The following is a 23919-nucleotide window of genomic DNA, read 5'->3' as shown; positions in this document are numbered from 1 at the left end:
GCTGTCACTTCCCTTCCTCGGCCTCGCGCTGCTCGGCGGCAGCGCGCATGTTGTCGATGAGGTTTGGGTAACGTCGCCCGGCTTTCTTGGCGGCGGCTTTGGCCTTGGCGATGGACTCTGGGTTGAGCTTGGTCTTCGGGCCGCCCTTGGGCGCGGGCTTGTTCCAAGGTTTGTTCAGTTTCATGCCCTCAATACGGAGGAGTGATGTCGAGTGGTTGAGTGAAAGTAACCCATCCGCGAGTCCTGGTCATCTGGGCTGACCAGCAACAATGCTAAGGAGGAGCCGTCTCCATGGCATGTTTCCAACCATGAAACCGCTCGCCCTCCTGCTTCTCACCACGGCACCCTTGCTGGCGCTGGAACCGCTCCAGTTGATGGACACGGTGACCGTCAATGGGATCGACGTGAATGCCAAGGCTCTGCCCAAGGGGCTGGTGCTCGACAAGACCACGGGACTGCTTTCCACGTCCGCGATGAGGGGTCAGGTGGTGCATCGCACGCAGACGCGCATTCTGGAGACGCGGGCGACGGTCACGCCGAATGGTGACTACCTGCTGATGTTTCCAGAAGGTGATCACTATGCCAAAAGCAAGGGCGAGAAGATCAACTCCATGATGGTTTGCCGGTCCACGGACAAGGGCAAGACCTGGAGTAAGCCGGCGGTGGCTTATGACATTCCGTATGGGCAGCATGGATTCATTCCGCTGACTCCGAAGGGCACGCAGACGATCTATTGCTTCGGCACACAGCCGATTCCCGGCAAGTGGACATGGGAAGAGGGCAAGCGTGAGAATGCTCCGATTGGGTGGCGCACCTCTGATGATGACGGGCGCACGTGGTCAGAGGTGAAGCTGATCGAGCCGACAAATGATCCGAGCTTCATGGGCATGTCCGTGATGCGCATGACGGAGACGGATGCAGGCACCTGGCTGCTGGGATCGCACCTCGCGGATTGGTCGAAGAAGCCTTTCACGACCCAACAATATTTGCTTCGATCCGAGGACAAGGGCAAGACCTGGAACGTGCTGCCAGGTGCGAGACCGAATGGATGGGCAGCGGAAGGGTTCAACCGCATGGATGAAGGTCGCCCGCTGAACCTGGGTGGTGGCAAGGTGCTCTTCATGTCCCGCACACCGCAGGGGCATCTTTTCACCGCGTGGAGCCAGGATGATGGCAAGACCTGGACGAAGCCTGCGCCGAGCACGCTGGTGCATCCGGATGCACCGCCGATGCTCTTTCCGCTTTCTGATGGCAAGACGTTGGTGGCCTTTCATCACAACAAGGTGCCCACGACCGGCAATGGCGAGCTGAGTGACAAAGCCGAGCTCATGAAGATGCGCAGCGAGGTGTGGGCTTCCCTTTCCTCTGATGAAGGACACACCTGGAGCGAGCCGAAGTTTGTCATGGCGAATGCGGTGGCACCGGTTCACAAGGTGAGCGGCTTCAATTCGCAGTGCTCGTATCTGGATGCCTTTGTGGAAGATGGGGTGATGCATCTCTTCATGCCACATCGCTGGCAGCAGGTGCTGCATCTGACGATCCGTGAGGATGCGCTGAACAAGCTGCCCACCAAGACTCAACTAGCGCAGCTTGTGGCCAACAAGGCACCTGAGGCGAAGACGGCGAGCTATGCGACGCAACTGGCCGCCGGCATCAAGGCCACGCGACAGATCGTGTATAAGAAAGTGGGCAGCATTGAGCTGAAGCTGGATGTGTTTGAGCCCGAAGGATTCAAGGCCAGTGACAAGCGTCCGTGCTTTGTGGCCATTCATGGCGGCGGCTGGACCAGTGGCGGGCCGAAGTCGATGTACCTCTTCGCGGATCATTGCGCGAAGCTCGGCATGGTGGCGGTCAGTGTGCAATACCGGCTCTTCAAGCCTGGGACGCCGGTGACGGTCTTTGAATGTGTGAAGGATGCCCGTGCGGCGGTGCGCTATGTGCGGGCGCATGCGGCAGAGCTCGGGGTGGATCCGGACAAGATCATTGTGAATGGCTCATCGGCAGGAGGACATCTGGCAGCGGCGACGGCGATGTTCGATGGCGTGGATCACAAGAACGAGAAGCTGGAGGTGTCCTGCCATCCGAATGCGCTGGTGCTTTTCTCGCCGGTGATTGACACCTCGCTGGAGGGTTACGGCTACGCGAAGATCGGTGAGAAGTGGAAGGAGCTCTCGCCAGCGCATCAGGTGCGAGCCGGACTGCCGCCGACGCTGCTATTTCATGGAGATGGCGACACGACGACGCCGGTCAGAGGGGCGAATGTGTTTGTCGAGGAGATGAAGAAGGCGGGAAACCGGATCGAGTATGTGTCACCTCCGGGAGCGATCCACACCTACATGTTCAAGGATGCGAAGCTGCATGAGGAGACCAAGACGAAGATGGACGAGTTCTTTGCCAACCTGGGCTATGTGAAGTCAAAATGAGGTTCCTGAAAAAACTTCGGTAAGTTTACCGGCTTCCGGTCATACAATGGTGAATGAAAGAGTCCACCCAGGCCGGAAGCCCCGAACAACGTCACGAGGAATTTGTGGCGCTGCTCACGGCGTCTCATGACCGGCTGCTGGGCTACCTGCTCTCGCTGCTGGGGCGCTGGCATGATGCGCAGGACGTGCTGCAACGGGCCTCGCTGCTCATGTGGCAGAAGTTTGGCACCTTTGAGCCGGGCACGGATTTCCTGGCCTGGGCCAGCACGATCTGCTTTTACGAGGCGAAGACCTTTCTGCGCACAGCCTCACGTGCCGCCCGGCACTTTGACGAGCATTTGCTCGAGCTGCTGGCCGCGGAGAGGCTGGAGGATGCGCGGCAGCAGGAGCAGCGGGTGAAGGCGCTGGAGGTGTGCCTGCAGAATCTGCGCGAAGAAGACCGGCAACTGCTCAAGATTTCCTGCGCGGATCATGGTGACATCGCCGCGCTGGCGGAGCGCACCGGCAGGCCGCGCAGCACGCTGTATAACAAACTTTCACACCTACGCCGTCTGCTGGCGGAGTGTGTGATGCACAGGATGCAGGAGGCTGCCTCATGAATGCTGAACAACAGAAACGGCTATTCCATCTCTTCACGGCTCATGACTCGGACTCCCTGACAGAGTCGGAGCATGACGAACTTCAGGAAACATTGCGAGAGAATGCTGAGGCAAGGCAGCTTTGGTTTGTGCACCAGGACATCGAGGTGGGTCTGCATGCGCATTTGAGTCAGGCTTCGACGGAAACTTCCAAACGGGCTCGGAGAACCTCGTGGGGTAGCTGGAGGCCACTCACGGCAGCGGCAGCAGGGCTGGCTTTGGGGTTGTTTAGCGCCACGTTTGTGCTGGGGTATGTCGTGCCATCACTGCAAACTCGGATCGAGCTTTTCAGTGACAGCTTTGAGTCAGGCACAGCGCCCTTGGTGGACGGGAAGCAGCCCATGGAGGTAGGGCATTGGAGTGGCGATTACACGGAGTTCACGGGAGCGATGGGCAGGGTCAAACCGGCCTCCGGCAAGCAGATGCTGCGCTTTGTGCGAGCGGACTATGAAGGCCAGCATCTGCCGGAGAGTTTTAGCAGCGACTCCTTCCGGCTGCTGGATCTGCGGCCGCACAAAAAGGAGTTAGGTGAAGGCACGGCCGTGGTGCGGCTCTCGGCTCTCTTCAATGGTGATCTCTCCGCGACTGAAGGTCCCTTCTCCTGTGTGCTCAAACTGTATGCCCTGGATGCGGACTTCGTGAAGGAGCGGCAGAGCGGAGCCTTCACGGGCAGCATTCGCGAGCGCATGCTGGCGAACTCCAGCAGCACGCGAGTAAGGCTGGATGGCAACCCGGCGACTTGGCAAAAGGCCGGCAATGAGTTGCGGTTGCCGCCAGAGACGGATTTTCTCATGATCCAGGTGGGGATGAGCAATGACAGCAAGAGCAAGACAGAACCCCGAGATACGTTTCCAGCTCACTATGTGGATCGCGTGCAGGTCGTGCTCGCCCATGTGCCGGAGGTGACACTGCCATGATGCGCTCTTTACTCATCTTTCTTCTCGCGGCGAAGACGGCCGGTGCCGCGCAAGACGCGCCTGACTTCGAAAAAGAGGTGCTGCCCGTGCTCTATCATCACTGCTTCAGCTGCCACAGCGAGAAGCAGTCGAAACCGAAGGGCGGGCTCTTGCTGGACTCCGTGACAGGCATCCAAGCGGGTGATGTGCTGGTGCCAGGCAAGCCGGAGGCTAGCGAGTTGCTCACGCGTGCCACGCTGCCGATCAACGATGAGGATGTGATGCCGCCGCTGAAGGGTGGAGCGCAGCCGCTGAGCGAGGCTGATCGTGAAGTGCTGCGTCGCTGGATCGCCAGTGGTGCGAGCTTTGGCAAGTGGCAGAAGTTTGATCATCGCGGGCCGGTGATGGAGATCAGCAAGGCACCAACAGTGGTGAGTGAACTGGCGGTGAAGATTGATGGGCTGGTGGAAGAGCATCATCAGAAGCGTGGCACCCACCTAAATGCGCCGGTCAGCGACGAGGTGTTCCTGCGGCGTGTGTATCTGGATGTGATGGGACGCATCCCCAGCCTGGAGGAGAGTCGTCGATTTCTTGATAACAAGGCAGGCGACAAGCGCTCGCGACTCATTGATGAACTGATCAATAGCCAGGGCTATGAAAGTCATCTATTCAACTGGAAGGCGGATCAGCTGCGGCTGCTCACGCAAGGTCTGCCGGGCCAGCCTGGATGGCTCTATGATGAATGGGTGAAGGAGGCGATCCACACGAGCATGCCTTATGACGAGTATGTGAGGCGGCTCATCACCGCCAACGGGTATCTTTGGGAGAATGGAGCGGTGGGCTTCTATGTGCGTGATATGGGCATGCCGCTGGACCATATGTCTAACCTCACGCGAGTATTTCTGGGCACGCGCATCGAGTGCGCGCAATGCCATGATCATCCGCTGCAACCGGTGACGCAGAAGGACTTTTATCAGATGGCTGCGTTCACCTTTGGAGTGACGAACATGTGCAGCTCGGCGGGATTCTCCGAGAAGAATGTGAAGCAGTGGCCGGAGGTCAAAGCGAAGCTGGACAGCATGAAGGCTGACACGGCGCTGCGCCAAGGAGTGAGCCGAACGATTGCCACGCTAAAGCGACTGACCACGGACACGGGCAAGTCCATCACCTTTCCGGAGACCTATGAGTATGACAAAACGCTGCGCAAAAAGCCTGTGGAGGCGCGCACGCTGTTTGGTGATGAGGCACCGGCCACAGAAGGTGATCGACGCGAAGCCTTTGCCGCATGGCTGACGTCGCCACGCAATCCGCGCTTTGCGGTGAACATTGCAAACAGGCTTTGGAAACGGGTGATGGGCGTCGGGCTCATCGAGCCGGTGGACAGTCTCTCAGTGCTGCCTGCGAAGGAGCATGCGGCGCTGATGGACATCCTAGCGCAGGCGATGATCCAGATGAAGTTTGATGAGCGCAGCTTCACGGCAGCGCTGCTGAACACGCGACTCTATCAAAGCGCTGCAGTGCGAGAGACGCCGCAGCCAGGGGTGGCCTTTGATCTGCGCGGCCCGCAACTGCGCCGGCTTTCTGCGGAGCAGATCTGGGATTCATGCCTGACCCTGATTGTACAGGATCTGGATGAGCGGAAGTCGCTGCGACGCACGGATGGATCGGAGATCGATCCTGAGCGGCTGCGCAAGCTGAGCCGTATGTGTGCGGGTGAGATCATCGAGCGGGCGAAGGATGAGATGGAATACCGGAAGCGCAATCGTGAGTTCCAACTGCGGCTGGTGGAGCAAAGCAAGGAACGTCAGGCGGCGCGCGATGCGGGTGATGAGGCGAAGGTCAAGCAACTGCAGTCTGAGCATGCTCGGGAGAATGCGGAGTTTTTCAGTCCTCGACTGAAAGCCATGCAAATGGGGCATGGATACGTTGCGAAAGAAACGGATCCACGATGGAAGCATCTCACCTTTGGCATGGTGCGGGCCTCGGAGATTCCGCTGCCACTGGCGCTGGGGCATTTTCTGCGGCAGTTTGGCCAGTCGGACCGGCGTGAGATTGATGCCTTCAATCGTGATCCGAACACGACGCACTCGCTCGCGCTGATGAATGGTGAATTGACAGGGGAGATTCTGGCGAAGGACTCCTGGCTTCAACGATCACTCGCTGCCTCCAAGGCTAATGCACAAGAGCGTGTGCGGCTTCTGTATCAGGCGGTGCTCGTACGCGAGCCTGCGGACGATGAAGTGGCGGAGCTGGCCAAGCTTACCCAAGGCAGTGCTGATCCTGAGCGGGATATTCTTTGGGCGCTGCTGAACTCTCCGGAATTTCTTTTCCTCCAGTGAAACTTATGAAAAGCCAATTCACCGATCTCGGACGACGTCAGTTCATGGAGCGCTTTGCGAGCCTGTGCCTGGGGGTACGCATTGCGGCAAACCCAGCTCTGGCCCAAGCAGCCGCTTCCGGTGGAAAAGCTAAAAGTGTGATCTGCCTCTATATGCGCGGAGGCATCTCGCACATCGACACCTTTGATCCGAAGCCGGGCAAGCCTGAGATGGCGGGTGTGAAGGCGATAAAGACTTCCGCTGATGATGTGCAGATCTCCGAGTGGTTTCCGCGCTTCGCGAAGCAGATGCATCATGTGACCTTGGTGAGGTCGATGACATCCACACAGGGCATTCACGAGCTTGGCGCCTATAGCGCGCATACGAGCTACTTCATGACACCGACGATCAAGCATCCGGCGATGGGATCATGGGCGCTGAAACTACTAGGCTCTAAGAACAAGGTGCTGCCGGGGAATGTGCTGATCAATGGCAGCCCGCAGCATCCGGGCTGCGGCTACATGGAGTCTCATCTGGCACCGCTGCCGATCGTGGATCCAGCGGCAGGACTGCAAAACTCGGCCATGATGAATGGTTTCAGTGTGAGTGATGCGGATCGCCGCACAGCCCTGGCCCAAGCGATGGGGGCACGTTTTGTGGATCATACGCCGCATCGTGATGTGGGTGCGTATCTGAAGATCCAGAAAGAGGCCGCAGCTCTGATGAAAAGCGAGGATCTGAAGGTCTTTGACATCAGCCAGGAGAACGAGAAGACGCGCGAGGCCTATGGCAAGCACACCTTTGGACAAGGCTGCCTGCTGGCACGGCGCCTTGTGGAGGCGGGAGTGAGGTTCATCGAAGTGGAAGACGATCAGAACTGGGACACACACAATGACCAGATTGAGTCGATGGAGAACATGACGCCTTCGGCCGATCAAACAATGGCGACGCTGCTGGATGATCTGCATCAGCGCGGGCTGCTGCAAAACACGCTGGTGATGATGATCACGGAGTTTGGCCGTACGCCGCGAATCAATGAGGCCACGGCAGGGCGCGGGCATCACCCGGGTGTGTTCACCTGGTGGCTGGCGGGTGGTGGTATGAAAGGTGGTTATGCGCATGGGCTGTCCGATGAGATCGGAGAGCGCGTGGCGGAGAAGCCGGTGACCATGCCGGACTTCAATGCGACTGTGGCGATGGCCCTGGGCATGGATCTCGCGCATGTGGAGCATTCGCCCTCGGGCAGGCCTTTCACCGTGGCGGACAAAGGCAAACCTGTGATGGAGCTTTTCGCATGAAGACGGTGCTTTTGTTGATCCTTGCTGCCTTGGGAGCACAGGCTTATGCGGCTTCTGAGTTTCGTCCTGAGTTTGTCGTCGTTCACTCGGCCGAGGCGCTGAAGTCGGTGAATGTGAAGTGGACGAAGCCGGTGTATAATATTCCTGGCTGGAAGCGTGCGGATGGCAGCACGGTGCATGATGTGTTTCAGCTGGGTGAGGTGATTGAACTCAAGCAGGCCGACATCGGGAAAGATGGCGAGGCAGAGACATGGAAGTTCAATCATGAGGCGATTGAGCTGACGGCGACGCGGCGTGGGTATCGATTGAGGTATCACTACACGGTGAAGCAGCCTGGGACGTGGTCGGTGGCCTATGCGGGAGCTCCAGCGACTCCGTTGACCCAGGTCGTGGAGTTGTTTCAGCCGCTGGTGTGGGATGGGCGGAGACTGCCAGAGGCGAGCTTTTTGATTCCAGATGATCAGTGCTCGATTCCGGGATGCCTGGTGCAGACGAGTGCGGGAACGGTGGGTGTCATGGCGGCGCCAGAGCAGTTTCCTTTTGTGATGCCGAGCGCGCTGGTGAGGCACTTTGGGGTGACCTTGCGCAATCGTGAAGGACTAGCGCAGCCGCTGGTCTTCACGCCGTTTCCGGGATTTGCGGATTCGGTGATGAAGGCAGGGGACACGCGCACGTTTGAGCTGGAACTTGTTTCACAGGAGAAGCCGCTGAGCGAGACCTTTGAGCAGGTGGCGCGGGAGGTCTGCGGGTTTCGTGATCGCCGTGAGCACACGCTGGCATCACTGAACACAGCGCTGGACAGCATGCTGGAGTATGTGCTCGGGCCTTGGGGGAACTTTGATCCGGCGAACAAGGCTTTTCATTATCCTGACTCACCGGGATCGGTGAAGAATGTGAGCGCGCTGCATCCCATCGGGCTGGCACGGATGACGGACAATGAGCGGCTGTTTCGTGAACAAGGGATTCCGATTTTGGAGTTCCTGCTCTCGCGGGAGAAGTTTTTGTTCGCGCTGAATGCGGAGGGGATGAAGAGCTCGCAGATTCCCTCGCGGAATCTGGAGGGACCGGCGATGCCGGTTTCGGAGCTCGCGGCGCTGCAACGCATCACGCATGGAGGCACGCCGTATTTCTTGAGCAGTGCTGAGAGACTGCATGGGGTGGATCGAGCGCTGAACATGGACTGGGTGACGCGGGGCAACTCCTGGCAGCATGATCTGTGGATGTATCGAGCCACAGGGACGAAGAAGTGGCTGGAGTCAGCGAAGGTGAAGGCAGACATCTACATCCGCGAGCGTGTGGACACGGCTCCGGTGGATTTTAAAGAGTGCGGGACTAACGGCACCTTCTTTGAGTACATGCTGCCAGCATGGAAGGATCTCTATGAGCTGTATGAAGAGACGCATGATCCGAAGCATCTCGCGGCGGCGCACCGAGGAGCACGACGCTATGCGCAACTGATCTGGTTTTATCCCTTCGTGCCGGAGCGTGAGATCACGGTGAATCAAAGTGGCTTCGCTCCCCGACGCGCGAGTCTGGACAAGCCGGGACTGCTGCCCGTGCCGATGGAGAAGGTGCCGGCATGGCGTGTGTCAGAGCATGGGATGACCTGCGAGGGCAATGGCACGGTGCAGCGGCTGGCGCTGTACCTGGCGACTCATGCACCGCTGTTTCTACGAATCGCCCATGACACGGATGATGCATTTTTGCGGGAGATCGCACGATCGGCGATGATCGGGCGCTTCGCGAATTTTCCGGGCTATCACTTCAACACGCTCTACTCCACCGCGCAGGAGAAGGCAGACTTTCCGCTGCATCCGTTTGAGGAGTTGAAGCCGACGACTTCGTTTCACTACAATCATGTGCTGCCGATGGCGAACCTGGTGCTGGATTACCTCATCGCAGAGGCTTACGACCGGTCGAAGGGAGCGATCGTGTTTCCCTCCGAGTATGCGGAGTGCTATGCCTTCATGCAGAGTCGTGTCTTTGGCGAGGCTGGACGCTTTCATGACCAGAATGGCGTGAAGCCTTGGATGCCGCAGGGATTGGTGAAAGCGGACAACGTGCAGGTTCAATACATCGCAGCGCGGGGTGACAACAAGGTGTGCGTGGCTTTGATGAATGAGTGTGCTCGTGAGTTGAAGGATGTGAATGTGACGCTGAACTCGGCGTGCTTTGAGGGTGGTGTGGATGGGATTTATCAGGCTCGATGGTGGCGGGACAATGAGCTGCAGACGGAGACTGTGCGTGTGGAGAAGGGGCAGTTTAAAGTGAGTCTGTCACACCATGGGATCACGTCGATGGTGATTGAAGGGCTGAAGCCGAAGGTGGCTTTTCAAAACAAGTTCAATGCGGTGGCTTCGGGGCCGAAGGCAGTCACGCATCAGAGGATGAAGACCGCAGCGGGAGAGATTCAGGCGATGGTGCTGTCGTTTGGAGACGAGATGACCTGGGTGTATGCCTATCTCACAGCGCATGAGGAAGCGGTGAAGTCGGCCCGGATGAAGGTGGTGCTGCCGGAACGGAAGGAAGAGATGAGTGATGAGAGCTTTCCTTTTGAGTTCAGCCTGCCTCTGCGGGCTGGGGAGAAGACGGTGGACTTGCAATTTGAGAGTGTCAGCCCTTCGGGACAGAGCCATGCATCGGAGGTGATGAGGCTGGAGCGCTGAGGTTCGTGGGGGGCAAACGCAAAGTGAGGGCTTGAACACATTTTTTGTCCGGTTTGGTCCTCTGGCGCGGTACTAAGGTTCCCGCCAGATTCCAGCCATGAAATATCTCCTCCTCGCACTCTTCACCTTCGCAGGGTTTGCCTGCGCTGCGCCGCTTGTTTATGAAGGCACCGATGGGCCCGGCAAGGGCAAGCATGTCGTCTTCATCGCGGGGGATCATGAGTATCGGTCCGAGGAGAGTCTGCCGGCCCTGGCGCGCATCCTGGCGAAACATCATGGGTTCAAGTGCACGGTGCTTTTTGATATTGATCAGGATGGTAATATCTCGGCGGGTGATCCGTCGAATATCCCTGGACTCGAGGCGCTGGAGAGCGCGGATCTGGCGGTGGTGTTTCTGCGCTTCCAGGGGCTGCCTGCCGAGCAGATGAAGCATATTGATGCCTATTTGAAACGCGGTGGTCCCGTGGTGGGACTGCGCACGGCGACGCATGGATTCAAGACGGCGAAGGATGATCCGTATGCGAAGTACTCCTTCGACAGCAACGTCAGTGGTTATGAGAAGGGCTTCGGTCATCAGGTGCTGGGACAGACCTGGGTGGGACACTACGGCAAGAATCATCAGCAGAGCACGCGCATCAGCATTGTGGATGCGATGAAGCAGCATCCGATCCTGCGTGGAGTGAAGGACATCTGGGTGCAGGCCGGTGGGTATGTGGGCAAGCCGATCTCGGGTGATGTTTTGACGATGGCGCAACCGCTGAATGGCATGACACCTGACTCGCCTGCCGACAGCACAAAGCCGCCAATGCCAAGTGAGTGGACACGCACCTACAAGTCGGAGTCGGGCAAGGAAGGGCGTGTTTTCACCACGCTGTATGGCACTTCGGAAGACATCACGAATGAAGGCTATCGCCGCATGGTGGTGAACGGATGCTTCTGGGCGCTGGGGCTGGAGAATGCGATCAAGGCGGACATGAACATCGCCTTTGTCGGTGCCGGGAAGCCTAACACCTTTGCAGGTGGAGCCTATGCGCGTGGCATCAAGCCGGAGATGTATGCGGGCTTCACCAGCCCGATTCCGGCGAACAACAACACGAAGGGGAGTGGTCCGAAGCCGGTGAAGAAAGAGGAGACGCAGGCCGCGAAGACGGATGTGGATGCCAAGCCAAACATCGTGACGGGCAAGCCCGCGCGCTATGTGCGCATCGAGCTTCCTGGAGACAAGCGCTGCCTAAACATTGCCGAGGTCGAAGTCATGAGCGGTGGCAAGAATGTGGGGAAGGATGGCAAGGCATCGCAATCGACCACGACCAATGGTGGAGTGGCCGAGAGAGCCTTTGATGGGAACAAGAGTCCGGACTGGGGCAGGAGCGGGCAGACTCACACGAAAGAGAATCAGCCCAATACCTGGTGGGAGGTTGATCTAGGCGCCGCGCAGGCCGTGGACAGCATCGGCCTGTGGAGCCGCAAAAGTTTCCCTGAACGTCTGGGTGGCTTTACGCTGCAGTTGCTGGATGACTCGCGGAAAGCGGTGTTTGAGATCAAGAACGTGGCGGCACCGGAGTCGATGACGATTGATATCAAGAGCGGTGGCAAGCTGACCTATCTGACGTTTGAGGGGAAGCCTGGCAAACCTGCACCCGCGAAGGAAGCGAGCGGCGGTGGCAGCAAGCCGGAGCCGCAGCTTTTCCCGGTGCCAGCAGATTACAAGGATGCCCTGCCCTTCAGCTTCACGAAGGGCGAGACAGTTGCCATTCTGGGCAATGGGCTGCCCGACCGCATGCAGCATGATGGCTGGATGGAGACGCTGCTGCAAAGCGCGCTGCCAGAGCTGAACGTGCGCTTCCGCAACATGAGCGCGAGTGGTGACCGGCCGAACTCTTTCCCGCGCAGCGGCGGACACATGCACATGACGGATTACCTCCGCCATGTGAAGCCGGACACGGTGTTTGCGTTCTTCGGGTATAACGAATCGTTCGACAACAAGCCCGCAGAGTATCAGAAGCAGCTTTTGGACTTTGTGAAGTATGTGCGTGGCACGAAGGCGAACGGGAAGACTTTTTCACGCATAGTGCTCTTCAGCCCCATCGCACATGAGGACACGAAGAATGTGAACGTGCCGAGCGGCAAGGAGCACAACGCACAGCTCGAAGCTTACACGAAGGCCACGGAGGCTGCGGCGAAGGAGGCGGGAGTGGCTTTTGTGGATCTCTTTCATCCTTCACTGGAGCTTTTCCAAGCGGCGAAGGAGCCACTAACGATCAATGGTGTGCATTTGACATCTGAGGGGAATCGTCAGCTCGCTGAAGTGATTGCGAAGGCATTGATCGGCAAGCAGGTGAGTGCATCGCCCTCCATGGAAGAACTGCGCGAAGCGGTGATGGACAAGGACATGCACTGGAATGCACGGTATCGCGCCCGTGATGGCAACGATGTGTGGGGCGGCCGCTCCACACTGGCTTTCACCGATGGCCAGACCAATGCGGTGGTGCTGCAGCATGAGCTGACGATGCTGGATGTGATGACCGCCAACCGTGATGAGAAGGTGTGGGCACGCGCGACAGGCAAGGACAAGAAGGTCGATGACAGCAATGTGCCGAAGCCTGTGCCAGTGATCTCAAATGTCGGCGGCAAGAGCAAGTCATCCAGCGCGGTCAAGGAAGGCACGCTGAAATACATCGGCGGGCAGGAAGCCATCCAGCACATGGCCTTTGATCCACGGTTTGAAGTGAGCTTGTTTGCGGACGAGGCGCAGTTTCCGCAGCTGGTGAACCCGGTGCAGCTTCAGGTGGACACGAAGGGCCGCATCTGGGCCGCGGTCTGGCATACCTATCCGACATGGGAGCCGCTGAAGGAGATGAAGGATGCGCTGGTGATCTGCCACGATGACAACAACGACGGCAAGTGCGACCGCGTGACGGAGTTTGCGCGCGTGCAGAATCCGCTGGGCTTTGAGTTCTGGAATGGCGGGGTCATTGTGACCAGTGCGCCGGACATTCTTTTCCTGAAGGACACTGATGGTGATGATGTGGCGGATGTGCGGCAGATCATCCTGCAAGGCGTGGACTTCGCGGACACGCATCATGGTGCCAACAACCTGATCATGGGACCGGATGGTGGCATTTACTGGCAGAGCGGTGTCTTCATGCAGCACAATCATGAGCATCCGTGGGGTTCGTCTTTGCAAACGGGAGCGAGCGCGATGTATCGCTTTGATCCGCGTCGGTTCACCATCGCCATGCACGCAGCGAACTCGCCGAATCCGCACGGCATCGCTTTCGACTCGTGGGGTTATCAGTATGCCACGGATGGCACGGGTGGTCGTGCGTATCAGGTGCGGCCCGAAGGCAATGGCTTCAAGATGCATGAGCTGCTGAAGAAGGAAGTGCGGCCTGTGACGGCGAGCGAGATCGTGAGCAGCACGCATTTCCCGGAGGACATGCAGGGTGACTTCCTGATCTCCAATGTCATCGGCTTCCTGGGCATCAAGCACTATGATCTGGCGCGCAATGCCGAGTCTGGCACGGTGTGGGGAGAGCCTGCAGGCGCCGAGCTCACCGTGAAGACGGTGCAGGCTGATGGCAGCATCACCGAGGACAAGTCACGCGGTTTGCTGATGAGCGGTGACAAGAACTTCCGTCCGAGTGATACGGTCTTCGGCGCTGATGGCGCGCTGTACATCGCCGACTGGCACAATGTGATCATTGGCCACATGCAGCACAACGTGCGTGACCCGAACCGTGACCACAAGCATGGCCGCATCTACCGCATGACGGCGAAGGGCCGGGAGTTGCAAAAGGCCGTGGCCATTGATGGACAGCCGATCCCCGCACTTCTGGAGAATCTGAAGCATCCGGCGGATGGTGTGCGTCATCGCACGCGTGTGGAACTCAGTGAGCGACCCACGGCTGAGGTCATCGCGGCGACCAAAGAATGGATGAAGCAGTTTGATGCGACGAAGAAAGAGGATGCGCATCATCTGCTGGAAGCCCTGTGGGTGCATCAGCAGCACAATGTGCGTGATCTGGCTCTGTTAGGCCAGCTTCAGAAATCGCCTGAGCTTCATGCGCGCAACGCGGCGAATGTGGTGCAGCAGCTTTGGTTCAATGTGGAAGCCACGACCAAGGGCGGGGTCATCGCCGGTGAGGTGGAAGCCAAGGCGCAGAAGTCCGGTGTGCTGAGTGACACACCAGAACTGACGACGATCCGCGTGGCGACCATTCCTGAGCGTCTCATGTATGACGTGAAGGAACTGACGGTGAAGTCCGGCAAGAAGGTGAAGCTTACCTTTGCGAACACGGATGTGATGCCGCACAACCTGCTGATCCTGAAACCGGGCAAAGCGGACGCCATCATGAATGCGGCGATCGCCATGGGTGCGAAGGGTTTTGAGAATGGCTTTATTCCTGAAGGTGGCGATGTGATCTGGCATACGAAGCTGCTGGATCACGCGAAGGAGGAGGTGATTGAGTTCACCGCACCTGCGCCGGGTGAGTATCCTTACATCTGCTCCTTCCCCGGGCATGGGATCATCATGCGCGGGGTGCTGAAGGTGAAGTGACCCGATTACCGTGATGGGGGCATTCCTGCCCCCTCTCTTACACGGGCCAGGAATGGTCCGATTACTCTTGCTCGCGCTTCCAGGCTTTCAGGATGGTGTCCAGAAGGCCGGGGTAGCGGGCATCGAGCTCTTTGCGGCGCACGCGGCTGGTGAGCTCTGTGCCGCGGCGCTCGCTGTGGATGATGCCTGACTCACGCAGGATGCGGTAGTGCTGCGAGCAGGTGGACTTGGGCATGGCGCACTTCAGTCGGCTCGTGGTCTCCACGCAGTTCAGACCGTCCTCGGCTTTGCGGAGTTCGGCGACGATGCTGAGGCGCACTGGATCTGACAGCGCGTGGAGGACGCCTGGAAGGGTGATGCTGTCGGCTGGAGGATGGTGGAGAGGTCTGATAAAAGCATCATACACAAATTTCACTTGCAGTTCAATGATTCTTTAGTTCTGTATTTATGAACTTCGGAACAAACAAACTTATGCCTACTCTCCTCGATCCACTTCAAGTTGGTGCCCTGAACCTTCCCAACCGCATTATCCTGGCTCCGCTGACCCGTTCCCGCGCCGGGCAGCAGCGTGTGCCGAACGCGCTCATGGCGAAGTATTATCGTCAGCGCTCCAGTGCCGGGCTGATCCTGAGTGAGGCCACGTCCGTCACGCCGATGGGTGTAGGCTATGCGAACACGCCGGGCATCTGGTCCAAAGAACAGGTGGCCGGATGGAAGCTGGTGACGCAGGCCGTGCATGAAGCCGGTGGCCGCATCTTCCTGCAGCTCTGGCATGTGGGCCGCATGTCTGACCCGATGTTTCTGGATGGAGCACTGCCGGTGGCACCGAGCGCGATTGCTCCTGCGGGGCATGTGAGCTTGGTGCGGCCTGAGAAGTCTTTCGTGACGCCACGTGCGCTGGAGCTCGCTGAGATTCCGGGGGTGATCGAGGCCTATCGAAAAGGTGCGGAGAATGCGCAGCTTGCCGGGTTTGACGGTGTGGAGGTGCATGGAGCCAATGGGTACCTGCTGGACCAGTTCCTTCAGACGAAGACCAACCTGCGCACAGATGAGTATGGCGGCTCGCTTGAGAATCGCGCACGACTGATGCTGGAGGTGGCGGACGCTGCGATCTCGGTGTGGGGTGCTGATCGTGTGGGTATGCACCTGGCGCCGCGTGGTGATGCGCATGATATGGGTGATGCGAATCCTTTAGAGACTTTTGGCTATGTGGCCCGTGAGCTGGGCAAGCGGAAGATCGCCTTCATCGCGGCACGTGAGCATCAGGCAGCGGACAGCATTGGGCCTGAGCTGAAGAAGGCTTTTGGCGGTGTGTATGTGGCGAATGAGAAGTTCACCCTGGAGAGTGGCAACGCGATCCTGGCGGCCGGCAACGCGGATGCGGTGGCCTTTGGGGTGCCCTTCCTGGCGAACCCTGACCTGCCCGAGCGCTTTGCGAAGGGGGCTGCGCTGAATGATCCTGACCCGGCCACTTTTTATGCGAACGGAGCGCAGGGCTACACCGATTATCCTACGCTATGAAACCGCACGCAGGCCTGTTTTACTCCGTCCTGGATCTGTCACCGATCCTGGAAGGCGAGACAGCGGCGCAGTCGTTCAAGCATTCGCTGAACCTCGCGCAGCATGTGGAGAAATGGGGGTATCATCGCTACTGGGTGGCCGAGCATCACAACATTCCGGGTGTGGCCAGCGCGGCCACCTCCGTGGTGATCGGGCATATCGCGGGCGGGACTTCGACCATCCGCGTAGGGTCCGGAGGCATCATGCTGCCGAATCATGCGCCGCTGGTGATCGCGGAGCAGTTTGGCACGCTGGAATCGCTGTATCCGGGGCGCATTGATCTGGGGCTCGGCCGTGCGCCGGGTGGCGACCAGACGACGGCGCGGGCTTTGAGACGCGGGCTGGGCAGCAGTGGTGACACCTTTCCGGCGGATGTGGGAGAGCTTCAGAGCTATCTGAGCAAGGCTGAGCCGGGGCAGCGAGTGAAGGCGGTGCCTGGACAGGGGCTGGATGTGCCGATTTATTTGTTAGGCAGCAGCACTTTTAGTGCCTCGCTGGCGGCGGAGCTGGGCCTGCCGTTTGCCTTTGCCTCCCACTTTGCGCCGGAGATGCTGCACCAGGCTCTGGAGATTTATCGAAGTCATTTCAGGCCATCGCTGCAACTGGAGAAGCCGCATGTGATGGTGGGGGTGAATGTGTTTGCTGCGGACACGGATGAAGAGGCGGAGCGGCAGTTTACCTCGCTTCAGCAGGTGTTTTTGAATCTGATCCGGGGATGGCCGAAGCAACTGCCGCCGCCGGTGGATGACATTCATAAGATCTGGAGTCCGGTGGAAGCGGCACATGTGGATAGGATGACACGCTGCTCGGCGGTGGGTGGTCCGGAGAGTTTTAAGGGGCAGATCGAGTCTCTTTTGGAAGAGACGCAGGCGGATGAGCTGATCGCGACGGCGCATATTCATGACCAGGCAGCGAGGCTGAGGTCCTTTGAGATTGCGGCGGAGGTGTTTCGGGAGATCGGAGCGACGGGATCTTAACTTGTTTTTTCGGAATGGGGCTTATGGGTCTGATGGGACGTGTGATGCCTCATGCTGCCATGATAGCGGGCAGCTTTGTTTTTCTTTTTTAACCTAACTAACGATACCAAACATTATGGAATACAGACAACTTGGCGGGTCGGGCTTCAAGGTTCCGGCACTTACTCTGGGCACGGGCACTTTTGGCGGAGGCACAGAGTTCTTCAAAGAATGGGGAGCCTCGGATGTGGCGGAGGCTTCGAGGCTCATCGATGTGAGCTTGGAGCATGGGCTGAACATGTTTGACTCGGCGGACATTTACTCCAACGGGCTGGCGGAGGAGATCCTGGGACAGGCGATCAAGGGTCGCCGTGACAAGGTGCTCATCTCGACGAAGGCGACCTTCCGCTTTGGTGAAGGACCGAATGATGTGGGTTCTTCACGCTGGCATCTCACGCGGTCCGTGGAGGCTGCGCTGAAGCGGCTGGGGACGGATTACATCGATCTCTTCCAGCTTCATGGGTTTGATGCGGTGACACCGGTGGAAGAGGTGGTGGGCACGCTGGATGACCTGGTGCGCGCCGGGAAGATCCGCTACATCGGTGTGTCCAACTTCTCGGGCTGGCATCTCATGAAGGCGCTGGCACATGCGGACAAGTTTGGCCTGACCAAATATGTGGCGAACCAGACGTATTACTCGCTGATTGGTCGTGAGTATGAGTGGGAACTGATGCCGCTGGGCGTGGACCAGAAGGTGGGCGCGGTGGTGTGGAGCCCGCTGGGCTGGGGGAGATTGACGGGCAAGATCCGTCGCAATGCGCCGAAACCGGAGACAAGCCGCCTCAATCACACGCTGAGCCAGCAGATGGGGCCGCAGGTGGAAGATGAGTATCTTTATAAGGTGGTGGATGCGCTGGACGAGGTGGCTGAGGAGACGGGCAAGACCGTGCCGCAGGTGGCGCTGAACTGGCTGCTGCAACGGCCGACGGTTTCGACACTGGTCATCGGTGCGCGCAATGAAGAGCAGCTCCGGCAGAACCTGGGCGCGGTGGGGTGGAGCCTGACGAAGGAGCAGGTGGCGAAGCTGGATGCGGCGAGCGACAAGCCGAAGATTTATCCGTATTGGCACCAGAGCGGGTTTGAGGAACGGAATCCGTTTCCGGTGAAGTGAGGGTGGTGGGAGGAAAGCGCGTTTCGTGTGCATGGGGCGCGCTTTCAGCGCTTATCGGTGCGCGGCGTATCGGATACCTGGGGCTAGACGCCCCAGGCTGGTATGGGGCGCGCCTTTGGCGCTACGGGACCAGGCAGATCGACAGGTGAGTTTGATCTAGTTGGCTAGGCGCGAGACGTGGGATGATCCAGGAGACAGGTTACAAACCTGTCCCACTTTGAGCGGGCGTGACGCCCGCTGCACACGTTATCAGGCGGGACGCCTGTGCTACTTGCGGAGGTGCTCGTCGAACCAAAGGGCGAACTGCTGGTAGTCGGGCTGGCGGTCGGGCCAGCCGTGGCCGGCGCCGGGTTTAACGACAAGTTTGGCAATGGCTCCAAGCTCCTTGGCTTTGGCGACGAAGGTTTCGGCTTGTTGCATGGGGACGAGAGTGTCCTGGTCGCCGTGGATGATGAAGGTGGGTGGGAGCTTGGCCGTGATGTAATAGATGGGGGAGACTTCTTTGCCGAGGCGCTGGCGACCTTCGGGGGTGTCGGACTCGGGGCCGAAGGCGGCTTTGTAATTTTTGAGGGTGCCGACACCGACGGCGTCTTCGCCGGGCTTGCCGTAGTTGAGGAAATCCGTGGGCGGGAAGAGGCAGGCGATGGCCTGGATGGCGCTGCTTTCGCGGTCGATGGGGTCTTTGGCCTGCGGATCACCGGCGGTGCCGTGGACGCCCATGGTCAGTGAGAGATGGCCGCCGGCGCTGCCGCCGCTGATGCCGAGTTTGTCGGGATTGATGTTCCACTGCTTGGCGTTGTGACGGATGAAGCGGATGGCGCGGTGGATGTCCTGCGTGATCTCGGGGATGATGAATTTGGGCTGGCAGCCGTGGCGCACGGAGAAGACGGTGTAACCGCGCTCCAGGAAGGGCACGTAGAGGTCGGGCGTGTTTGGCGAGTAGCCGGAGACCCAGCCGCCGCTGACCATGTAGACGATGCCGAAGCCATTGGGCTTTTCCGGGATGACGACATCCAGCGTGAGCGCGACTCCGAACTTGCGGCCGTAGACCACATCTCCCGTTTTGGTGTGCGGAGGCATGACGGGGCGCTTCACCTGGGCATGAAGCGAGGTGCCGAGCAGGAGAAGAACGACGAGGAGACGAAGGGCTGGATTCATGAGCGCTCTCCAATACGCGGGGTGGGAGGCAAAGCTGGCACGCGAGAAGGCTGGTCACCTGGGCTTACCAGAAACATCCGAGGTATGGGCACGTCATCTTGAGCACCATGAAGAAAGCCGTCCTGACCCTGCTTTTGTCCGCCACCAGCGCGTTTGCCGCTGTGAAGATGCCGTCCGTGATCTCGGATCACATGGTGCTGCAATCCGGGAAGCCTGTGGCGATCTGGGGCTGGGCGGATGCGGGTGAGGAAGTGACGGTGGAGTTGGGCGGGCAGAAGAAGTCCGCGAAGACGGGCCAGGATGGCAAATGGATGATCAAGCTGGATCCACTGCAGGCTGACTCTGCGTCGCAGACCATGAAGGTCAGCGGTACGAACAGCATCACCATTCAAGATGTGCTGGTGGGTGAGGTGTGGCTGGCATCGGGGCAGTCCAACATGGCTTTCAAGGTGGCGGGAAGTCGCGATGCACTGGCAGAAGTCGCGGCGGCGAAGTTTCCAATGATCCGCATGTTTACGGTGACCAAGAGCGCACTGCCGGGGCCGCAGGCAGATTGCGGCGGTGAGTGGACGGTGGTCTCGCCGGAGAGTGTGGGTGGTCTTTCCGCGGTGGCGTATTTCTTTGGAAGAGAGCTGCATCAGAAGCTGGGCAAGCCGGTGGGGGTTCTGCAATCTTCGGTGGGTGGCACGGACATCGCGGCGTGGACGAGTGAGGAGGTGCAGTTGCCGATTCCAGAGCTGAAGGCCTTCATCGAGGAATGGCAGAAGACGGATGCGAGCTTTGATCCGACGAAGGCGAAGGCGGAGTATCCGAAGAAGCTGGAGCGATGGAAGGCGGCGGCGGGCAAGGCCAAGGCGGCGGGCAAGGAAGCACCGCGCAAACCAGCGATGCCGATCCAGCCGCGACGGAGCTCGAACTATCCGGCGTATTTGTTTGAGGGTCGTCTCAAGCCGCTGATTCCTTACACGATCCAAGGAGCGATCTGGTATCAGGGGGAGCACAACTGCACGAACATTGAATCAGGCCTGCGGTATCGACTGCAGATGCCGCTGCTGGTGAATGATTGGCGCACGCGCTGGGGGTATGAGTTTCCTTTCGCTTGGGTGCAGCTGCCTGGTTACACGAAGAGCGGGCCGGGGCGTGCGTTTGTGCGCGAGGCGCAACTGCAGGCGCTGAAGGTGAAGGACACCGGCATGGTGGTGACGCTGGATGTGGGTGACAACAACGACAATCACCCGAAGAACAAGCAGGATGTGGGCAAGCGGCTGGCTGTGTGGGCACTGGGCGAGGTGTATGATCAGATGGTGGCGGCCACGTCCGGGCCGCTGTTGGCGAAGCACACGATCCGCGGCAGCGAGGTGGTGGTGGAGTTCACCCACACGGAAGGTGGACTGACGGCGAAGGATGGGCTGAAAGGCTTTGTCATTGCGGGTGAGGACAAGGTGTGGAAGCCGGCGCAGGCGAAGATTGAGGACAAGGGTGTGGTCATCAGCTCACCCGATGTGCCGAAGCCGGTGGCGGTACGCTATGCGTGGGAATCCGGGCCGGAGGCGACGCTTTTTAATGGAGCGGGGCTGCCAGCATCGCCGTTCCGGACGGATGACTGGAAGGAATAATGGCCCAACCAAAAGTATTACCAATTTTTAGACCTGAACTTTTTCGCTATGAAGACCTCCGCTTCGCTCTGCTCGCTCTTTGGCCTTTGTTTCACGCTCGCGGCTCAGGCCGAGGTGAGGCTGCCGGCTGTCATTTCTGATCACATGGTGGTCCAGGCTGGGAAGCCGGTGGCGATCTGGGGATGGGCGGATGCAGGTGAGGAAGTGACGGTGGAGTTTGCCGGGCAGAAGAAGACGGTGAAGGCCGATGCGAAGGGTGACTGGCAGGTGAAGCTGGAGGCGCTGTCGCCGAGCAAAGAAGGACGTGAGCTGCGGGTGCACTCCAAGGTGGTGAAGGATGTGCTAGTGGGGGAGGTGTGGCTGGCTTCAGGTCAGTCCAACATGGCGATGCAGATCAAAGGCGAGCTGCATGGGTCTGTGGACGATGCGGATGCAGTGGTGGCAGCGGCGAAGCATCCGGAGATCCGCGTGTTTGTTCATGATGCGCCGTTTGCGATTTATGAGCTGCCGGTGCCTGAGGGTGCGGCGGCGAAGGACCGGCCCGGTAAGTGGCAGGTGTGCTCACCGGAGACGGTGGGGCCGTTTTCGGCGATGGGATACTTTTTTGCGCGTGACCTGCTGGCGGAGATCCAGCAGCCGGTGGGGATCTTGACCTCGGCGGTCGGAGGAACGCCGATCGAAGGATGGACGAGCCTTTCGGCCCAACAAAAAGTGCCGGAACTGAAGCCGCTGCTGGAGGACTGGGGGAAGCGGCTGGACGGGTTTGTGCCGGAGGCGGAGCAGAAGAAGTTCCTGGAGAAAAAAGCGGTGTGGCTGAAGGAGCGCGCGGCGGCGATCAAGGCGAAGCAGCCGGTGGCGAAGGCTCCCCTGCCCTTCAAGAACCTGCAGGTGATGAAGCCGGGCGGGCTGTATGCGGGGATGATCGAGCCGCTGGCGCCCTACACAATGCGCGGGGTGATCTGGTATCAGGGCGAGCGCAATGCGGCGGGGCCGTTTTCACCGCTGTATGGCCAGCAGATGCAACTGCTGATCAGCGACTGGCGTGCGCGCTGGGGGGATGAGTTTCACTTTGCCTGGGTGCAGCTGCCGGCGGTGAAGGGTGTGCAGAAGCTGCCTTCCGAGCCGAAGGGCTGGGGTGTGGCGGTGCGAGATGGACAGCGGCGTGCGCTGAGCGTGCCGCACACGAGCATGGCGATCACGATGGATCTGAAGGGCGAACTGAACGGGCACCCGACGAACAAGGTGGACTACGCGAAGCGGCTCTCGACCGTGGTGCTGCATGATGTGTACCAGAAGGCGATCGCCCAGCCAACGGGGCCACTGTTTAAATCATCGACGGCTGGGAACGGGAAGATGGCGCTGAGCTTTGATCATGCGGAAGGGCTGAAGGCCAAGGAGGGCAATCTGGAGGGTTTCGCGATCGCTGGAGTGGACGGGAAGTTTGTGTGGGCGAATGCGAAGGTGGAGGGTGAGAAGGTGATCGTGTGGCACGGGAAGATCACGGAGCCGAAGACGGTGCACTACGCGTTCGCGGGGAACCCGAAGGGGAACCTGGTGAATGGGGCGGGAATTCCGGCTTCTCCTTTTAGCACGGAGTGAGACGGGGATTTTTTAACCGCTAATAGGACGCTGATGAGACGCTAATAAAGAAGAGGGGAAATAGGTCTCATAGGCCGGATGGGGCTTATGTGTCTGATTTGCGGACGTGAGTCCGAGCTGAGCTCTCTCTACATAATAGGGAGGATGTGGGTGCGGAGTGGTGGGGGAGCGGTTATTGGGTGTGCTGACTTTCATCCTTACTGACCCGACATGTCTCGTGCGCTGATCATCATCCTGGTTGTTATCCTGGCGGGGATTTTGGTGCCGTTTGCGATCTGGGGGGAGAGGTTTGATGCGGTGCTGAGCCTGGAAGGGACGCGGGCCTGGATCTCTCAGTATGGGGAGTGGGCCGGGCTGGCAGGGGTGCTGCTGCTGGTGGCGGACATTTTATTACCCGTGCCGAGCACGGTGGTGATGTCGGCGCTGGGACTGATGTATGGGTGGTTCATCGGCGGACTGCTGGCTTCGGCAGGATCTTTTCTGGCGGGGGCGACAGCCTACGGGGCGTGTCGTTGGTTAGGGAGACCGGCGGCGCTGTGGCTGGCTGGGGAGGATGGACTCAAGCAAGGTGAGCAGCTTTTTGCCAAACGCGGTGGGTGGCTGGTGGCGCTGTCTCGCTGGATGCCGGTGCTGCCGGAGGCTGTTTCGTGCCTGGCAGGACTGGTGAAGATGAATGTGCGTACTTATCTAGTGTCACTGGCGTGTGGGTCGATCCCGGTGGGGTTTGCGTTTGCGGCGATCGGGGCGCTGGGGAACTCGCAGCCGGGGATGGCGATGGGGCTGAGTGCGGTGGTGCCTGTTTTGTTGTGGGTGGGGGCTAGGCGGTGGATGAGGTAGTTCTCGGTTTTCGGTTCACTGTTCTCGGTTGTGAAGAATGAGGGCGCGGTGTCCAAAGGGTCCGCTTGGGTCACTTGGGTGGTGGGGGTTTTGAGGGGAGGGTGGGGGATGAATGTGCTTTTTACTCGGTGGGTTTTGAGTGTGCTGGGGGCTTTGAAGATGAGCCTACGGAACACGCGGAAGACAGGGAAGGATTCGGGGAGGGAGTCTGGCGATGGGTTT

Annotated in this window: 16 protein-coding genes; 13 read left to right on the top strand and 3 right to left on the bottom strand. The window is 59.3% G+C overall.

Translation table 11 applies throughout. From position 1 onward, the window contains the following. Positions 1-4: 4 nt before the first annotated feature. A complete protein-coding gene (locus BGE01nite_RS18895; RefSeq protein ID WP_146852522.1) occupies positions 5-184 on the bottom strand; it encodes a hypothetical protein in 180 nt (59 codons plus the stop codon). A 124-nt stretch (positions 185-308) separates the two neighbouring features. On the opposite strand from BGE01nite_RS18895, the gene BGE01nite_RS29435 reads away from it, so the two are divergent. The 7 genes from BGE01nite_RS29435 (at position 309) to BGE01nite_RS18860 (ending at position 14800) form a co-directional block, all read left to right on the top strand. After that, positions 309-2423, top strand: a complete 2115-nt coding sequence (locus tag BGE01nite_RS29435) for an exo-alpha-sialidase (RefSeq protein WP_218033036.1) — start codon at positions 309-311, stop codon at positions 2421-2423. Between the two features lie 53 nt (positions 2424-2476). Further along, a complete protein-coding gene (locus BGE01nite_RS18885) occupies positions 2477-3022 on the top strand; it encodes a sigma-70 family RNA polymerase sigma factor (RefSeq protein ID WP_146852520.1) in 546 nt (181 codons plus the stop codon). Continuing rightward, positions 3019-3978 carry a hypothetical protein gene (locus tag BGE01nite_RS18880; RefSeq protein ID WP_146852518.1) on the top strand — a complete coding sequence of 320 codons (960 nt, stop codon included), beginning with the start codon at positions 3019-3021 and terminating at the stop codon, positions 3976-3978. Before BGE01nite_RS18885 ends, BGE01nite_RS18880 begins: the two co-directional genes overlap by 4 nt. After that, on the top strand, positions 3975-6296 hold the full coding sequence (locus tag BGE01nite_RS18875) for a DUF1549 domain-containing protein (protein WP_146852516.1): 2322 nt from the start codon (positions 3975-3977) through the stop codon (positions 6294-6296). Before BGE01nite_RS18880 ends, BGE01nite_RS18875 begins: the two co-directional genes overlap by 4 nt. A 5-nt stretch (positions 6297-6301) precedes the next feature. Then, positions 6302-7573 carry a DUF1501 domain-containing protein gene (locus tag BGE01nite_RS18870; RefSeq protein WP_146852514.1) on the top strand — a complete coding sequence of 424 codons (1272 nt, stop codon included), beginning with the start codon at positions 6302-6304 and terminating at the stop codon, positions 7571-7573. Beyond that, positions 7570-10239 (top strand): hypothetical protein, encoded by a 2670-nt coding sequence (locus BGE01nite_RS18865; protein WP_146852512.1) that lies wholly within the window; start codon positions 7570-7572, stop codon positions 10237-10239. The genes BGE01nite_RS18870 and BGE01nite_RS18865 overlap by 4 nt, the downstream gene beginning before the upstream one ends. 97 nt (positions 10240-10336) lie before the next feature. Beyond that, a complete protein-coding gene (locus BGE01nite_RS18860; protein WP_146852510.1) occupies positions 10337-14800 on the top strand; it encodes a PVC-type heme-binding CxxCH protein in 4464 nt (1487 codons plus the stop codon). Positions 14801-14861: 61 nt separating this feature from the next. Here the strand turns inward: BGE01nite_RS18860 and BGE01nite_RS18855 are convergent, their stop codons facing one another. Then, on the bottom strand, positions 14862-15215 hold the full coding sequence (locus BGE01nite_RS18855) for an ArsR/SmtB family transcription factor (protein WP_246145758.1): 354 nt from the start codon (positions 15213-15215) through the stop codon (positions 14862-14864). A 56-nt stretch (positions 15216-15271) separates the two neighbouring features. Between BGE01nite_RS18855 and BGE01nite_RS18850 the strand changes: the two genes are divergently transcribed. The 3 genes from BGE01nite_RS18850 to BGE01nite_RS18840 all read left to right on the top strand — a co-directional run bounded on the left by BGE01nite_RS18850 (position 15272) and on the right by BGE01nite_RS18840 (position 18487). Beyond that, positions 15272-16321, top strand: a complete 1050-nt coding sequence (locus tag BGE01nite_RS18850) for an alkene reductase (RefSeq protein WP_146852508.1) — start codon at positions 15272-15274, stop codon at positions 16319-16321. Beyond that, entirely contained in the window at positions 16318-17337 is a 1020-nt protein-coding gene (locus BGE01nite_RS18845) for an LLM class flavin-dependent oxidoreductase (protein ID WP_146852507.1), read from the top strand. The genes BGE01nite_RS18850 and BGE01nite_RS18845 overlap by 4 nt, the downstream gene beginning before the upstream one ends. 115 nt (positions 17338-17452) lie before the next feature. Further along, entirely contained in the window at positions 17453-18487 is a 1035-nt protein-coding gene (locus BGE01nite_RS18840) for an aldo/keto reductase (protein WP_146852505.1), read from the top strand. A 267-nt stretch (positions 18488-18754) separates the two neighbouring features. Here BGE01nite_RS18840 and BGE01nite_RS18835 read toward each other — a convergent pair whose 3' ends face one another. Then, positions 18755-19645, bottom strand: a complete 891-nt coding sequence (locus BGE01nite_RS18835; protein ID WP_146852503.1) for an alpha/beta hydrolase — start codon at positions 19643-19645, stop codon at positions 18755-18757. A gap of 107 nt (positions 19646-19752) precedes the next feature. On the opposite strand from BGE01nite_RS18835, the gene BGE01nite_RS18830 reads away from it, so the two are divergent. The 3 genes from BGE01nite_RS18830 to BGE01nite_RS18820 all read left to right on the top strand — a co-directional run bounded on the left by BGE01nite_RS18830 (position 19753) and on the right by BGE01nite_RS18820 (position 23697). Further along, a complete protein-coding gene (locus BGE01nite_RS18830) occupies positions 19753-21261 on the top strand; it encodes a sialate O-acetylesterase (RefSeq protein ID WP_146852501.1) in 1509 nt (502 codons plus the stop codon). 48 nt (positions 21262-21309) lie between these two features. Continuing rightward, on the top strand, positions 21310-22860 hold the full coding sequence (locus BGE01nite_RS18825; protein WP_146852499.1) for a sialate O-acetylesterase: 1551 nt from the start codon (positions 21310-21312) through the stop codon (positions 22858-22860). A 210-nt stretch (positions 22861-23070) separates the two neighbouring features. Continuing rightward, a complete protein-coding gene (locus BGE01nite_RS18820; RefSeq protein WP_146852498.1) occupies positions 23071-23697 on the top strand; it encodes a TVP38/TMEM64 family protein in 627 nt (208 codons plus the stop codon). Positions 23698-23919 lie beyond the last annotated feature (222 nt).

This window comes from Prosthecobacter gellanilyticus (assembly GCF_007992435.1).
Taxonomy (GTDB): Bacteria; Verrucomicrobiota; Verrucomicrobiia; order Verrucomicrobiales; family Verrucomicrobiaceae; genus Prosthecobacter; species Prosthecobacter gellanilyticus.
This window is presented reverse-complemented; position numbering and strand designations above follow the sequence as displayed.

Excerpts from the sequence above, each read along its gene's own strand:
- BGE01nite_RS18875 (WP_146852516.1), top strand. The coding sequence starts at position 3,975 with ATGATGCGCTCTTTACTCATCTTTCTTCTCGCGGCGAAGACGGCCGGT.
- BGE01nite_RS18880 (WP_146852518.1), top strand. The coding sequence starts at position 3,019 with ATGAATGCTGAACAACAGAAACGGCTATTCCATCTCTTCACGGCTCAT.
- BGE01nite_RS18850 (WP_146852508.1), top strand. The coding sequence starts at position 15,272 with ATGCCTACTCTCCTCGATCCACTTCAAGTTGGTGCCCTGAACCTTCCC.
- BGE01nite_RS18825 (WP_146852499.1), top strand. The coding sequence starts at position 21,310 with ATGAAGACCTCCGCTTCGCTCTGCTCGCTCTTTGGCCTTTGTTTCACG.
- BGE01nite_RS18895 (WP_146852522.1), bottom strand. The coding sequence starts at position 184 with ATGAAACTGAACAAACCTTGGAACAAGCCCGCGCCCAAGGGCGGCCCG.
- BGE01nite_RS18830 (WP_146852501.1), top strand. The coding sequence starts at position 19,753 with ATGAAGAAAGCCGTCCTGACCCTGCTTTTGTCCGCCACCAGCGCGTTT.
- BGE01nite_RS18820 (WP_146852498.1), top strand. The coding sequence starts at position 23,071 with ATGTCTCGTGCGCTGATCATCATCCTGGTTGTTATCCTGGCGGGGATT.
- BGE01nite_RS29435 (WP_218033036.1), top strand. The coding sequence starts at position 309 with ATGAAACCGCTCGCCCTCCTGCTTCTCACCACGGCACCCTTGCTGGCG.
- BGE01nite_RS18870 (WP_146852514.1), top strand. The coding sequence starts at position 6,302 with ATGAAAAGCCAATTCACCGATCTCGGACGACGTCAGTTCATGGAGCGC.
- BGE01nite_RS18865 (WP_146852512.1), top strand. The coding sequence starts at position 7,570 with ATGAAGACGGTGCTTTTGTTGATCCTTGCTGCCTTGGGAGCACAGGCT.
- BGE01nite_RS18860 (WP_146852510.1), top strand. The coding sequence starts at position 10,337 with ATGAAATATCTCCTCCTCGCACTCTTCACCTTCGCAGGGTTTGCCTGC.
- BGE01nite_RS18840 (WP_146852505.1), top strand. The coding sequence starts at position 17,453 with ATGGAATACAGACAACTTGGCGGGTCGGGCTTCAAGGTTCCGGCACTT.
- BGE01nite_RS18835 (WP_146852503.1), bottom strand. The coding sequence starts at position 19,645 with ATGAATCCAGCCCTTCGTCTCCTCGTCGTTCTTCTCCTGCTCGGCACC.
- BGE01nite_RS18845 (WP_146852507.1), top strand. The coding sequence starts at position 16,318 with ATGAAACCGCACGCAGGCCTGTTTTACTCCGTCCTGGATCTGTCACCG.
- BGE01nite_RS18885 (WP_146852520.1), top strand. The coding sequence starts at position 2,477 with ATGAAAGAGTCCACCCAGGCCGGAAGCCCCGAACAACGTCACGAGGAA.